This is a genomic window from Enterococcus durans NBRC 100479 = LMG 10746 (assembly GCF_001544215.1).
Taxonomy (GTDB): domain Bacteria; phylum Bacillota; class Bacilli; order Lactobacillales; family Enterococcaceae; genus Enterococcus_B; species Enterococcus_B durans.
Map to the genome: position 1 here is coordinate 1 of NZ_BCQB01000055.1, position 15,476 is coordinate 15,476.

11 protein-coding genes are annotated in these 15,476 nt (G+C 39.4%); 2 read left to right on the top strand and 9 right to left on the bottom strand.

Annotation, left to right across the window (positions count from 1 at the left end; all coding sequences use genetic code 11):
* Positions 1–63: 63 nt before the first annotated feature.
* From kimA to ED2_RS12120, 3 genes are all read right to left on the bottom strand, one after another.
* On the bottom strand, positions 64–1,887 hold the full coding sequence (gene kimA, locus ED2_RS12110) for a potassium transporter KimA (RefSeq protein ID WP_005875369.1): 1,824 nt from the start codon (positions 1,885–1,887) through the stop codon (positions 64–66).
* Positions 1,888–2,459: 572 nt separating this feature from the next.
* Positions 2,460–5,165, bottom strand: a complete 2,706-nt coding sequence (locus ED2_RS12115) for a YhgE/Pip domain-containing protein (protein WP_016177240.1) — start codon at positions 5,163–5,165, stop codon at positions 2,460–2,462.
* A gap of 277 nt (positions 5,166–5,442) precedes the next feature.
* The gene (locus ED2_RS12120) at positions 5,443–6,387 is read right to left on the bottom strand and encodes an NADP-dependent oxidoreductase (RefSeq protein ID WP_016177239.1); all 945 of its coding nucleotides are present in this window, start codon (positions 6,385–6,387) and stop codon (positions 5,443–5,445) included.
* A gap of 168 nt (positions 6,388–6,555) precedes the next feature.
* Here ED2_RS12120 and rpsN point away from each other — a divergent pair, with 168 nt between their 5' ends.
* Entirely contained in the window at positions 6,556–6,825 is a 270-nt protein-coding gene (gene rpsN, locus ED2_RS12125) for a 30S ribosomal protein S14 (RefSeq protein ID WP_005875366.1), read from the top strand.
* A 164-nt stretch (positions 6,826–6,989) separates the two neighbouring features.
* Here rpsN and ED2_RS12130 read toward each other — a convergent pair whose 3' ends face one another.
* The 6 genes from ED2_RS12130 to ED2_RS12155 form a co-directional block, all read right to left on the bottom strand.
* Complete coding sequence (locus ED2_RS12130; protein WP_016177238.1) at positions 6,990–7,352, bottom strand: type II toxin-antitoxin system PemK/MazF family toxin; 363 nt, start codon at positions 7,350–7,352, stop codon at positions 6,990–6,992.
* Between the two features lie 10 nt (positions 7,353–7,362).
* The gene (gene alr / locus ED2_RS12135) at positions 7,363–8,484 is read right to left on the bottom strand and encodes an alanine racemase (RefSeq protein ID WP_005875363.1); all 1,122 of its coding nucleotides are present in this window, start codon (positions 8,482–8,484) and stop codon (positions 7,363–7,365) included.
* A gap of 15 nt (positions 8,485–8,499) precedes the next feature.
* Positions 8,500–8,850, bottom strand: coding sequence for a holo-ACP synthase (acpS, locus tag ED2_RS12140; RefSeq protein ID WP_005875361.1), 351 nt, complete (start codon positions 8,848–8,850; stop codon positions 8,500–8,502).
* A 129-nt stretch (positions 8,851–8,979) separates the two neighbouring features.
* Positions 8,980–10,491, bottom strand: a complete 1,512-nt coding sequence (cshA, locus tag ED2_RS12145) for a degradosome RNA helicase CshA (protein ID WP_005875359.1) — start codon at positions 10,489–10,491, stop codon at positions 8,980–8,982.
* Positions 10,492–10,812: 321 nt separating this feature from the next.
* Entirely contained in the window at positions 10,813–12,165 is a 1,353-nt protein-coding gene (locus ED2_RS12150; protein WP_060789845.1) for a UDP-N-acetylmuramoyl-tripeptide--D-alanyl-D-alanine ligase, read from the bottom strand.
* Between the two features lie 71 nt (positions 12,166–12,236).
* A complete protein-coding gene (locus ED2_RS12155; RefSeq protein WP_005875355.1) occupies positions 12,237–13,313 on the bottom strand; it encodes a D-alanine--D-alanine ligase in 1,077 nt (358 codons plus the stop codon).
* Between the two features lie 258 nt (positions 13,314–13,571).
* Between ED2_RS12155 and ED2_RS12160 the strand changes: the two genes are divergently transcribed.
* Complete coding sequence (locus tag ED2_RS12160) at positions 13,572–15,317, top strand: ABC1 kinase family protein (RefSeq protein WP_005875354.1); 1,746 nt, start codon at positions 13,572–13,574, stop codon at positions 15,315–15,317.
* Positions 15,318–15,476 lie beyond the last annotated feature (159 nt).

Here is a 15,476-nt window from a genome sequence, read left to right on the forward strand (position 1 = left end):
AAATATTTCTAAACAAAAAGTGTGGGCTGAAAGTATTTTTTACTTTCCCCACACTTTTTTCAATTATTTTTTCAAATGATAACTATACGTACTGATCACGATATTTTCTCGCCATGACAAACGCAGACGTAAACGCAAGCTTGTTTGGTTATGCAAGATATTTTGCCATCTACGGTTCGGTACAAACTGTGGAATCAAAACAGTCGTTGTATAGTTTTGTTTAGCAGCATTCTTACTTACAAGATCCACATAGCGGATGATCGGATTTTCGATCGAACGATAAGACGAATGGACTACGGAGAAACGAACATCTGGAAAATGCTTTTTAAATTCCGCTTCGATCTCTTTTTCCTTCTCCACATCTTCATCCAAGGAAACGTGCATCGCTACAACATAATCACCGATTGAACGCGCATAATTCAACGCACCGATATTTACTCGAGTCACATTTCCGACTAATACAAGTACTGTATTCCCATCGAAATCATGTAATTTCGCATCCGTTTCTAAACGAAGTTGCTCAGCTACTTTTTTATAATGATCGTGGATCTTATAGAAAATGAAAATGACGATCGGCATAATGATAAAGAACGGCCAGATATCGCCTAGACGATAAACAAACAAAATTGCAATGATGGCGTATGAGATAAATGCTCCTACGATATTTGCAATTGATTTTCCTAACCACTTCTTGCCTTCTTTTTTCCATTTGATGACCATCCCTGTTTGTGATAACGCGAATGGAATAAATACACCGATTGAATACAATGGAATCAAGCGCTCTGTTGAACCATGGAAAATGAATAGCAAAATGATTGATCCAAATGCTAAAGTCATGATCCCGTTAGAGTACCCTAAACGATCTCCACGATCCTGGTACATATGAGGCATGAATTTGTCTTTTGCCAAGTTAAAAGCTAAAACAGGAAAAGCTGAGAAACCAGTATTCGCAGCTACAGCTAAAATCAACGCAGTAGCAAATTGTAAAATGTAATATAAGATCCCATGACCAAAAACAGCTTGGCCAATTTGAGATAATACAGTTACTTCTTTTTCAGGAACAATTCCGTACCAATAGTTGATAAAGGTAATTCCTACAAAGAAGAATCCTAGAATCAACGCCATCATCGTCAAAGTTCCAGCAGCGTTTTTCGCCCGTGGCTTCTTGAAGAAAGGTACAGCATTACTAATTGCTTCAACCCCTGTCAGTGAAGATGAACCAGAAGAAAATGCTCGTAAAATCAAGGCAATGGACACACCTGGTACAGCAGCACCTGGTAAAGCTGTTGCATGTAACGGCATCGCACCTGTTAATATATTAAACAAACCAACAGCAATCAATAACGTGATGACGATAATGAACGTATACACTGGGAAGAGCAAGAATGAAGCCGACTCCCTTAACCCGCGTAAATTCAACATCATCAAAAGTAGTACGATTGCCACAGAAATTCCCACTTGATGCCCATATAGAGCTGGGATCGCCGAAGTAATTGCTTCTGCACCGGCTGAAACGGAAACTGCGACCGTCAACATATAATCGATCAATAACGACCCACCAGCGATCAACCCTGCGTTTTTACCGAGGTTCTCACTACTTACGACATAAGCGCCTCCACCATGGGGATAGGCATGGATAATTTGACGATAGGATAATGTTAATGAAATCAATAAAATAATGACAAATGCTGCAATTGGTAACGAATACCAGATAGCTGCGGTCGACAATGCAACTAAAACCACTACGATCTGTTCTGTCCCATACGCAATGGAAGATAGCGCATCTGATGAAAGCAGAGCAAGCGCCGCAAATCGAGTCAATTTCTGGTCATCGTTGTCAGCTGATTTTAACGGCTTACCTACTAACAACCTTTTTAAGTAATCCAATTTTTTTACTCCTTTACACACATATTTGCTTCAAATGATTATTATCGAAGTTTTATATTAAACAAGATGTTATAGTACGCTCACAAAATATAAAAGTCAATAAAGTTTATTAAAAATAATTGGAAAAAAGCAGAAAAAAATCAATAGTTTTTTTCAATCGTACCTTAAAGTGAAAAGCGCCCAACTGATATACATCGTTACACCCTTCTTGTTAAAATATGTAACATGGCTAACTTTTAATAAACAGATGACTAGGCTACTCTTCATTCATCACACTCGGAAAAAGCAATTGAAAACTACCGTCTTCTTCGTTCGAAATCCAATAGTTTTCTTCATATTTCTGATAATCAATATCCATGAAACAACTCTTTGAACGAAGCCCTGTTTCTCAGACTATGAGGAACTATTTTCGTCTGGTCTACAATTCCAATCTGCTCTGTCCCTGTACCTTCCCCGATAATCGGCGTTTCAACGCTTGCATCTACGATAATAAGCCCCGCCAAACAAAAATATGAGGAACTATTTTCGTCTGGCGGGGCTTATTACTTGATGCAGAGCAGCGTTGAAACGGCCTAATGGAATATATGGCTCTTGCGTGCTGCTTCTTTGAATTTGAGCATTTTTTCTTGTACGTATGGTGCTACGGCTGTTCCTACTATGCCAAAGACTACGAATAGTGCGATCATGATCCAAATGGCTGGGATGGCGTTTGGCCAATAGATTCCGCCTGCTGATTCTCTCAATAGGTTGACCGCATGGGTAAATGGCAAGAATGGATTGATCATTTGGAAGAACTTCCCTGATACTTGGATCGGGTAGTTCCCGCCACCACCGGAAATAGATAGTACTAAGATGATGATCGCTAATCCTTTCCCGACATTGTCAAACAAGGCAGCTAAAACATAGACGATCATCATAAAGGCTAAGCCGATCAATACAGCAAATAAGACACTGTAAACTGGATTTTGGACATCTACGCCTAATAAGAGGATATTTCCTAGTGTAACGATCAAACTTTGTGCGACCGCCATAGTTAGGAATGTCAACATACGGGCAACGAATTGTTCACGTTTTGTAAAATTGTTTCGATCTTTTTTCCCTAAATAATAATCTGTTGTAGCGACACTCGATAGTAGTACCGCACCGACCCATAAACATAACGCTGTATAAAACGGTGTACTTGCTGAACCGTTGTTTGCGATTGGATAGAGTGCATTGGTTTTTAGTTCTACAGGACTAGTAAAGAAGTCGCTCTCTTTTGTTGCATCTAATTTCAAGAGTTTGATTACTTCTCCGAGATCTACCTCTTGTTCGCCTTTACGGATCGCGTCAGCGGCTTTTTGGATACCTACCTTGATACTTGGCCAGTCATTGGTGATCAAGTCAGCAGCGGCATTTACAGCTGTTTCCACTTGAGGCATTTTTTCATTCACTGTCGACATCGTTCCGGTAATTTCGCTTTTCAACGTAGGCCAATCATTTTGAATGAAGTCAGCAGCCAAATTTAGTTTATTGGCTAGTACTGGCAGATCATTGTTGTATAGGTCTGCGCCTTTGTTGATTCCATCAACGATCATTGCCATATTGCCATTCAACATGGTATTGGCATCGTGGATTTCTTGCCCGATAGCAGGCATTTCTTTTTGGTATTTTTCTAAGATCGCTACTGCATTCGTCACAGTAGCTTTTGTTGAACTTAACAATGAATCAAAATCGATTTGATCTGCTTTGCTTAATGCACCTTGTGCTGTTTCGATCGTACTGATCACTTGGTTCAAGATAGACTCAACGGTTGAGCTAGCTTGGGCTGGGTCAATAGCCGACACAAGACTATTCACGTTTTTAGCAGCATCTTGAACTTGTCCTAATAATGTTTTGACATTTTCAATGTTTCCACTTTGAATCGCTTGATTTAATGCTGTCACGCGTTCTTGCAGAATGCTTAACACAGGTTTTGCGTTATTTAACGCATCAATAATGTTTTGTAGCTTTGTATTCCCAGCATTTTCTTGTAATTTTGTTAGGAACGATACTAATTGATCAATCGCATTTTGTTGCTCTGGAATGCTATTGGCAAAATTCGTTAACACTTCACCAATTTTTTGTTTTTCATCATCTGTGAGCTGATTGTCCGAGATTGCCTGATTGATTGTTGAAGCTAACGAACTTGTCGTAGTCGCTACTTGTCCAATCGAATTAAGTGTCGTCTTAACACTTGTCGTAATACCAGGTAGCGCGTCTTTCAGCTGATTTGCACCAGTTTTAGTCTGTGAAGCGAGGTTATTGGCCTGCCCTTCTAGATTTTTGACATCTGGCAAAATATCTTGGACTTGTTGAATGATCGTTAAGCCTTGTTTCGCTTCATTGATTCCTTGGTTCATCGTTTCTTGGATCGATGAAAAGTCTCCATCGATTTCAGCTAATTGTTTTCCAGCATTCTGGATCTCCGGAATCTTTTGTTGCAAGTCTAAAATGATTTTCGCTTGCTCTTGTAGTTGAGGCATTTTGCCGTTTAATTCAACGACTTTTTGCCCCATCTCATCGACTTTTGGTAAATAATCGATGAATTCATTGGCTTTATTCAATTTTTCTTTGATGTCTGGTAGTTGCTTTTGCAAGTCAAGTACTTGTTGCGTATACCCATCGATTGTATCCAGATTTTCATCCGTGGACAGGATCATTGATTTTACTTTGTTGATGCTGACAAGATTTGAATCAATGTCATAGCCGATTTCATTGAAAACTTTCAGCAAAGTAGAACTAGCTGTCTTGATGAATTCATCTGAAATCTGTGTTTGGATCGCTGTTGCTCCTTTACCTGTGATTTTCGGAGCGATGGCATTGATCTTTTCGTTCACTGTGTACTCGATTTTAGGTTTATTGATGTCTCCACTTGTAAAACTCAATAAGTCCTCAGAGAAATCTTCTGGCAGGTAGATACCTGCATAATATTCTCCTGAACGTACACCGTCTTCTAATTCTTTTTTTGAATCAACGAATTGCCATCCAAGTTGTTTATTGTCATGAAGTGACTTGATGACTTCTTTGCCAATTGCAATTTCTTTCCCTTGGAATTCTGCCGGCTTGTCTGCACTATAGACAGCGATTGGCAGCTCCCCTGTATTTCCATATGGGTCCCATAATGCTTTGATATTGAACCATGCATACAATGAAGGGATAATCATAATTGCAATGATCAAAATTGTTGCAATTGGATTTTTAAAAATCCTTTTCCAATCAAGTAGGTATAACTTCAATGTATTTTTGATTGAACGCATAAATATCCCCTTCTTCTTTTTTTCAGCTGAATTACTTTACCATGTAAATCATGTAATTTTCAATTCTCTTTTTTCAAAAACAGCAATAATTTTGACACATAGCTGAAATTGTCCTATTCTACTCCTGCATAAATGAACGAATGATTAAATTTTACATGTTTTACTTTATCATTTATTGAAGAAGAAAGATATTTTTACGCCAATACAGTACTAGAATTATGAAAAGTCTAAGGGTGGTATCAACAAATTTTCATAAAATTCCTAAAAACAGCAAATTTCAATCGAAAGTCAAAATGATTTTGCCTGTTGTAGAGTGCCCTTCTACTTGTTGATGTGCCCAAATCACGTTTTCTAACGTAGCTGGTAATTCTTTCCCCACAAAAATATGAAAATCACCATTTTGATGTGCGTTGAATAAGTGAGTAAACGCTTCTTGGTCCTGATATTCTTTTCTAGGTATAAAAGGTTCATAGAATCCTGTCTTTTTTTGACGTAGTTCTAGGGATGGAAGATCATTCAAGGCGATGTATCTTCCACCCTCTTTCATGATTTGGATACCAGATTCACCTTTTACGCTCCCTTTTGTTGCATCGATCACAGTATCTGCCTGATTTTGGAACTTTATCCCAGGATCTTCTTGGTCATATGCAGAAAAATCAGAAACTCCAAGTTGACGTATCTTTTCTTCATTCTTTTTAGAAGCACTGGCGAGTGTTCGGATGCCTCTTATATGAAGTAATTGGATCAAGCTAGTTCCTACCGCTCCCGATGCCCCTTCAATCATTACTGTATCGGTTGGTTGAAGATCTAGCAGATGATTGATCAGATTGTAGGCGGTAACCCCCGGTGTGACGATTGCTGCCGCTTCTGACCAACTCATTTTTTCTGGGATTTTAGCCGCTTTCCCCACTGGTAAGACGATTTCTTCTCCATATGCTCCTGATATTGGGTGAACTGCCACTCGGTCTCCCACTTTAAAAGATTGAACATCCGCTGCTACTTCCGTTACGATTCCCGCACCATCGTTTCCTAAGACATAAGGAAACGTCAATTTACGTACTTCTTGCATGCTACCTGAACGCAAAGCAATATCATAAGGGTTGATTCCGAACGCTTTCATTTTTACCCGAATATGACTTGCGGTCAATTCCCTTGGTTCCGCAGTGATACGTTTAAAGACTTCTATTGCTGGTCCATACCCTGTAATCCCTAATCTTTCCATCTTCTTTGCACCCCTTTTTACTTTTAGTTTACGTTCCCTCGTTCCATTTGACAAAAAATGCGCCTTATTTTGAATAAATTCAAATAAATTGCGTTTATCTACTGTTTATGTTAAAGTTGCATTTCCGAAAACGAAACCTTTACGATTTATAAAAATGGAGGAAAGAATATGGCAAAAAAATCAAAAATCGCCAAAGTTAAAAAACAACAAGCTACGATTGAGCGCTATGCCGCTTTACGCCAAGAATTAAAAGCCAATAAGGACTATGAAGGATTAAGACAACTTCCTTTAGACGCTCGTCCGGAACGCTTAAAAAATCGTGACTTGATCGATGGACGTCCACGCGGCTACATGCGTAAGTTTGGCATGTCTCGGATCAAATTCCGTGAATTAGCGCATCAAGGATTGATCCCTGGCGTAAAAAAAGCAAGTTGGTAAGCCAATCTTGCAGTAAGTAAACAAAGAAACCTAGATTCAGGACACTTTCTCGTGTGTTTGGATCTAGGTTTCTTTTTGTTCTTCTATTTTTATTTTATCCGTTCGGTAAAACATACGCACGACTGAGCTTCATCAATCCTTTTATATGTAAAGGCGTAATGCTTTTATTTAGTGACAGGCGCCAATGCTTCGATGCCTACACTGATTTTTAATGCACGATCAACATCTGTCATGATCCCACGATCCAAATGACAGACTTTTTCTTTCAGTCTTGCTTTGTCGATTGTTCTGATTTGCTCGAGCAAAATGACGGAATCACGTTCAATTCCTGTCCCCGTTGCTTTGATCCCTATATGCGTAGGTAATTTAGGCTTTGCCATTTTTGCCGTGATTGCCGCAACAATAATCGTAGGGCTAAAATGATTGCCTAAATTATTTTGAATGACTAAGACGGGACGGGTCCCGCCCTGTTCTGATCCCACGACTGGAGAAAGATCAGCAAAATAAATATCTCCTCTTTTAACCATAGGATTCTCCTTAATCTTGATATTCTCTAGGAATCCGTGTTCCTAGTACACAGGCTACTTCATAATGGATCGTATCGATATGATCCGCCACTGCTTGCATTGTTACTTCTTGTCCATGATTCTTACCGATCAAGGTCACTTTTGTTCCAATAGAGAATTCGTGAGGTAAACGCACCATGATTTGATCCATACAGACACGACCAACGATTTCACAAAAATTTCCTTCTACTAAAACTGAAAATCCTTGCATTTTCCGCAACCAACCGTCTGCATAACCAATAGGGATCGTTCCGATCCACTCTGCTTCGCTAGTCGTATAGGTCTTGCCATAACCAATACCTTCTCCTTTAGCCAATTGTTTCACTTGGATCAACTCTGATACTAATTCAAGTGCAGGCTGTAAAGGGTATGTTTCAGCCAACGCATGACCAGAAGGGTTCAGTCCATACATCGCCACCCCAAAACGAATCATATTGCCGATTGGTTCATCATGCCATAATGCTGTGGCACTATTGCTGACATGGATATATCTCGGTAATTCAGGCATTGCATCGATCATTTCGATAAATCTCTTTTGTTGTAGCTTCCAATAAGTATCGTCAGCTTGGTCAGCTGTTGAGAAATGGGTATAGATTCCTTCCCAGTGTAGCACAGAACTATGCTGAATGAACGTCACAGCGCTTACGGCATCTTTTGGAGTCGTAAAGCCGATTCTGCCCATCCCAGTATCTACTTTTAGGTGCAGTGAAAGAGGATGGTTTATTCCACGATCAGACAGGAACTCTGCCGCCTCATTCAACCATTCTTGGTTTCCTACAGTAATGGATAGATCGTGAGCAACAGCTAATGTCAGCGCATCAATTGGAACCATGTTCAATACTAGAATCGGCTGTGTAAAACCGGCTTCTCTCAATTCGATTCCTTCATCAAGGTTAGATACACAAAAACCGCTAGCTCCGCCAGCAACAGCAGCTTCAGCTGTCTGGATTGCTCCATGTCCATAACCATTTGCTTTTACAACAGCAAATAATTCTTTCCCTTTAGGTAATCGATCCACTTCATTTTTCACGTTTTCAGTAATAGCTTTTGTATGTATAACTGCTCTTGTAGGACGGTGCCAAGCGACAACCATATTTTTTCCTTCTTTCTACTCTTCTAAAATAATTTGTGCATAGGCGACTTCATCCGTATGCGTGATACTGACCCAAACTTTCCCACTATAAGGTGATTTTGTCACCACGGGCTGTCCTGCATCATTTTTTAAGATTTCGATTTCTTGAAAGGTCACTTTGCCAATGCCGGTTCCCCAAGCTTTGGAAAATGCTTCTTTGCAAGCATATCGCCCACCTAAAAATTCTACTTGCCGATGAAAAGGCAATTCACGAAATTGAGCGATTTCGTTAGACGTTAGCACACGGTCAATAAATTTTTGTTTTTCTTTGATGATCTTCGCAATCCTAGGTAATTCAACTGCGTCAATACCAATTCCTTTTATCATATACTTTTCTCTTTTCAAAAATTCTAGAACACTCTCATTCTACCAAATTCTCGCTATTTTACCACCAATATGTATAGAAATAACAAAAATGAAAGCTTCTCTTAAAAAAGAGAAACTTTCATTTTGTTATTAATCATTATTTGTGCGAATCACAAAACCACGTTTTTTATCGTTTTGACGTTTACCGCCATCTTTTTGGTGGCTACTGTTTTTGTTATATCCACCTTTAGATTTGTTTCCACGATAATTCCCATTATCACGGCGATTACGGTTATTGCCGCCACCACGTTTACCATTCTTGTTATAGCCTTTTTTCTGCATAGGCAATGGACGTTCTGGTGTGATTTTAACTGGGACTGCGTCTGAAGGATCTTTTGCTGTTGTTTTTAATAACAACGCTACTAGATCTTGAGCAGAATATTCTTCTAAAAGCTTATCAGCTGTTTGAAGATATTTATCTAACCCATTTTCTTCCAGTTTTGCTTCGATTTGTTCAATCGCTGCGCCTAATTGTCCTTTGAATGCTTCTTTTTCAGTAGGAGGACGCAATGTAGTCATACGTTTTTTCGTTAAGTTTTCAATGACATGAAGATAATCCATCTCGTTTGGTGTAACAAAAGTTACTGACATTCCGCCTTTTCCGGCACGCCCTGTACGACCGATACGGTGAACATAGCTTTCTGGATCTTGAGGGATATCATAGTTGTACACGTGCGTCACACCTGAGATGTCTAGTCCACGAGCCGCAACGTCTGTCGCAACTAAAATGTCTAGATGTCCGCTTTTGAATGAGCGTAATACACTCATACGTTTTTGTTGTGAAAGATCTCCGTGAATTCCTTCTGCTCGATAGCCACGAGCTTCTAGTCCACGAGCTAATTCATCCACACGTCGTTTTGTACGCCCGAAAACAATCGTTAATTCAGGTGATTGTACATCAAACAAACGAGTCATGATGTCAAATTTTTCATATTCTTTTGCACGTACATAGTATTGATCGATCAAATCAGCAGTCATTTCTTTTGTTTTGATTTTCACGTGTACTGGATCTTTCATGAATTTCACGCCGATATTTTTGATCGCTGGAGGCATCGTTGCTGAGAACAATAATGTTTGTCTTTGGTCAGGAACTCTAGAGATGATACTTTCGATATCTTCTAAGAAGCCCATGTTCAGCATTTCGTCTGCTTCGTCTAATACTAGTGTTTCAACAGTCCCTAATTTCAATGTGTGACGGTTGATGTGGTCTAACATACGTCCTGGTGTACCGACAACGATATGTGGACGATCTTTTAATCCACGGATTTGACGGCCGATATCTGCTCCACCGTAGACAGCTTGCACGCGTACGCGTTTGTCGCGGCCAAGACGGTAAAGTTCTTCTTGTGTTTGAATTGCCAATTCACGAGTTGGTGAAATAACTAATCCTTGTAGTTCGTTACGATTTGTATCGATTTTTTCTAACATTGGCAAACCAAAAGCAGCCGTTTTACCAGTTCCTGTTTGTGCCTGTCCGATCACGTCTTTTCCAGACAATGCTAAAGGAATTGTTTCTGACTGGATTGGTGTTGCTTCTTCAAAGCCTGCACGCTCTACTGATTTCAATAATTCTGGTGATAATTCTAGTTCTTTAAATTTCAAATGAATCCTCCTATATGGTTGTTAACTGAGGATGTAGCTTAATTTTTGCTACCCCGTCGATTGTTCGGTCAAAGTGTTTGGTTCTTTTTGACAGTGGCCACGCACGTTTTTATCCATTTTTAGCCCCTGTGGCACCACCGAAAAATCACTTTGCGAAGTTTAGGCATTAGAAAAGCCAAACGGGTCGCGTTCAGCTTTATCATTATTATGACATCTGGCTCTAGCAATTTACATTATGATAAAACCAGTCCAATTTCTCTTCATCTTTCGGCAATAGGTTATTTTAGCATGATTTTTCATTTTCTGCAAGTTTACAGTTCATCATTTCATTTCCATTAGCTGTTGAACGACCTCATTCAGTTTCATACTATTGCTTCCCTTTAATAGAATACTATCCTCAGGGTGCAATTCTTCTTTGATTGCTTTGATCAATTCTTCTTTTTCTTTTTCAACATAAAGGACTGATAATGTGGGATATTGTTTTTCTAAGGCTTCTTTCAATGCGCGCATCTGTTGCCCATACAAAAAGATTACAGCATACTTATCGGGCTTGATATGTTCACTCATGCTTGCATGCATCTGCAAGGAATCTGGTCCCAACTCAAGCATGTCTGCAAGCACAGCGATTCGTCTGCCTTCAGAGGGGAGTTGACCAAAAGTATCCAGAACTAAGCCCATGGCGGTTGGATTGGCATTGTAGACATCACTTAAAATGGAGGCACCATTACCTGCTGTCAGCCATTCTGTACGGTTTTGTGTCACAGCGACATTTGCTAAACCAAGACGGATTTCTTCAATAGATAACCCAAAAAAGCGACCTACCGTATAAGCAATCAGCGCATTAGTCACATTATAACTACCTGGAAGAGGGATCATAAAGTGGTCGTTTGCTACTTTAAAGTTTGTTTCTGTCTTTTCTTCTTTTTCAACAGTGGCATCGACATCTCCTGAACCAATCCCAAATGTTTGCACACGTTGTGTCAAATTCTTTGTAAGTGGTTTTAATAGCGGCTCTGCTTCTGGAATAATCAATAAACCGTCCGATGCAAGCCCATCTACGATCTCCATCTTCGCTTTAGCGATTCCTTCTCTAGAACCAAGGTTTTCGATATGCGCTTCTCCGATCATCGTGATTGCCGCAACTTTAGGGTGGGCTAACAAAGAAAGCGCAGTGATCTCATTGGCATGATCCATCCCCATCTCTAAAACGATTTTTTCTGTTTCGTCAGGCATATGCAAGATGGTGTAAGGTAAACCAATATTATTATTGTAATTTCCTTGTGTCTTGTACGTATGGAATTTTTGCGATAATACTGATGCAGTCAAATCTTTCGTAGTTGTTTTGCCATTGCTCCCAGTCACCGCAATAACATCCGCGCCAACCTTCTCTAAATAGTATTTAGCTAGATCCTGCATTGCTACTAATGTATCTTTTACAATGATCACTGGAATTCCTTGCGGAGCTTTTGCTGGTTCTTTGCTCCACAGCGTAGCCGAAGCACCTTGTTCAATTGCTTGCTGAATAAATTCATGCCCGTCCCTTGCTCCAGCTAAGGGAACAAATAGATCACCGGCTTTGATTTTACGACTATCAAATTCCACTCCAGTTATCTTACCTGATTCCTCATTCCCACTACCGGCTGCTTGCGCGATTTCTTGTATCGTTAATTTCATAAAAACCTTCCTTTTCGCATATAAAAGCCAGAACAAGCGTAGTTGACACTTGATCCAGCTTCTTTCTGGTTTTATTTATTTACTTCAAAAAAACTTTGGCGTTGGTTGAAGCGATTGATTCCTAGTTGGATCAGTTCTTCAATCAAATCTCCGTATTTTAAGCCCATGTTTTCCCATAGTAGAGGATACATACTAAATTGAGTAAATCCAGGCATTGTATTCAATTCATTTAAGAAAAGCTCATTTTTATTTGTTAAGAAGAAATCACAACGGCTCAAGCCACTTCCGCCCAACATCGTATAGGCAAGTTTCGCATACTCCTGTGCTTTTTGATACACTTCTTCTGGAACTTCAGCAGGGATCTGCATTTCGATTTTATTATTGATGTATTTTGCATCATAGTCATAGAAAGCCACATCTTTTACTACTTCACCAGGTAACGTGGTGCGTACATCTTCATTTCCAAGGACTGCGACTTCGATCTCACGAGCCTCGATCCCTTGTTCAACGATTGCACGTGAATCATATTGGTATGCAGTCGCTAACGCATTTTGTAATTCTTCCCGATTTTCCGCTTTGGAGATCCCTACGCTTGATCCCATATTCGCAGGTTTGACGAACATCGGATAAAGTAAAGAGCCTTCACATTGATCAAAAACTTTTTTAGGATTTTCTTTCCATTGATTTTTCAATACTGGGACATAAGGAACTTGTGGCACTCCCCCGGCCTGTAAAATGTACTTCGTCATGATCTTGTCCATAGCACATGCACTCGTCAACACACCCGCGCCCACATAAGGTAAATTCAATGTTTCTAAAAATCCTTGGATCGTTCCATCTTCTCCATTTGGTCCATGCAGAACTGGGAAAACAATCGTTCCTTCTTCTTTGATTTCTCCAGGATTGATCACCTTTCCAGTAAAGCCGTCTGTTACTTTTCCACTTGGATCCCAAGTCAGATGCAACTCATCTTTGCTGGCTGGTTTTTCTGTTAACAATGGTCCTTTGACCCATTGACCATCTTTACTGATAAATATAAGTTGCACTTGATAATACGCATAATAAATAGCATTCAAGACTGAAAACGCTGAAAGAATCGAAACATCATGTTCTTCACTGCGTCCGCCATATAGTAAAGTAATCTTCAAAAGATTGTCCTCCTGTATTCTAAATCATTCAGTGATTTATTTCATATTCTAGCACAAAAAAGATGGTTGTGAAAGAAGCGTTTCGTGTTGAATCGTAGGAAAAAATGCAAGAAATAGATCCTCACTTTTTTTAGATTCTTGTCTAATAGTGATGATTTGCTGATTAGAAAAATTCGATTGAGGAATTGTAAAATATACCGTCAAGTTAGTTGTTCCTTTTTTCCTTTCCAGTTATGATAATAGAAAGGAGTGAGTTACATGTCAAAATCAACTTCTCGCAGCCGTTTAGCAGAAATCATCAAAATATTTATCAAATACAATGTCGTTCCTAACTTTGTCCAGCAAAAAAATCCTGAACAGGTGAAAACTGCCTTCGAAGAATTAGGACCAACATTTATCAAAATCGGTCAAATGTTATCTGTACGTGATGACTTGCTTTCAACTAAGTTTACAAAAACGTTCAAAACCTTACAGGATAGTGTCCCTAGTGATAGCTATCTAACCGTAAAAAAAACAATCGAATCAGAGTTGGACTTATTGATCGAAGATATTTTTGAAGAGTTTACCAAAGCTCCTTTTGCCTCAGCTTCTATGGGTCAAGCACACCATGCAAAGTTAAAAAATGGCGACACTGTGGTCGTTAAAGTCCAACATCCAAATATTGCTGAAGAGATCATGTTGGATCTGCAACTTTTTGAAAGAGCTCTTCCTTTGATCAAATACATTCCTGAAACTAGCGTAGTAGATTTGAATGGTGTGCTGCAAGAAGTACGACGTTCATTGACGAATGAATTGGACTTTTTTAAAGAAAGTAAGAATGGCGTATTATTTTATGAAAAGAATGACCATTGGCAAGAGATTCGCAGTCCAAAAATCTATGAAGCTTTTTGTTCGAAAAAAGTGATCGTGATGGAAGCAATGCCTGGAGAAAATTTAAACCATTTAATGAACATAACAGCTGATGAACCACCACTCATTGAAGGGTATGACAATCAGCAATTAAAACAAAGCATCGCAAAATTATTAGTCGAAAACTTTATGAAGCAAGTATTCGATGATGGCTTTTTCCATGCAGATCCTCATCCTGGGAATATTTTATTCCATCTATTGACCCCAGATGAGTTGAGTCACAGCCAAACAACCGAAACAAAAAAACGACAAAAAGAATTTCATTCGATCAGTGTGACAGCTACTTCTCGTATCACGAAACAAGCCGCCCCTTATACGCTGAACTATATTGATTTTGGCATGATGGGCCAGCTATCGCTGACACTTCGCCAACGCTTGACAGAAGCCGTCATTGCGTTATACACCAAAGATAATTATCGTATTGAGAAGGCTGTTTTACGGCTTTGCCAACAGGAAGGTTCTTTTGATGAAAGTAATTTCCATCAAGAACTGGCTACCTTTCTTGAACAATATACCGATTCTCCCATCGAAGAAATCGAGATCCAAGAGGTCTTTACTCAAATCGTTGTGATCTGCCACCAAAACAATTTACAGTTTGATCGCGATATCACTCTATTACTCAAAGCTTTTAGTACATTAGAAGGTGTGATTCGTGTGTTAGATCCTGAAATGTCATTGATGGAGATTGCCACACCATTTGCTCAGAATTATTTTTTCACTCATTTAGAAATCGAAGAAACGTTGAAGAAAACGGGATTAGACTTATTAAGCGGATTGAAAACTGCACCGAAACTTCCTCAACAACTGCATCATCTACTTGAGATATGGACCTCAGGGCAAGGAAAAGTGAATTTAGAGATCAAAAAGCAAGAAGATCTATTAAGTCGTATAGAAAACATGGTCAATCGGATCGTTTTCGGCGTGATCCTTGCTGCATTGATCGTAGGAGCCTCACTTTTAGTACAAGCCGCACCAGATGATCGTTTCAATGTCATCTCCATCTTAGGGATTTGTACCTATGCGATCGCTGCGTTAGTCATTATCTTCTTAGCCATCGATTCATTGATCCAGTTGTATAAGAAAAGAAAAAAATAATCTCCATACAAAAAAACGAGGTTGGGACAGAAGTGTTTAACTCCTTCTTAAATAAGCCGAAATTCACGAAAATTGCTTTTCAAATTTTTGTGAATTTCGGCTTATTTAAGAAGGAGTTGCTTCTGCTCCCACCGTTTATTCGGAGTTAGAGTCTGTGGC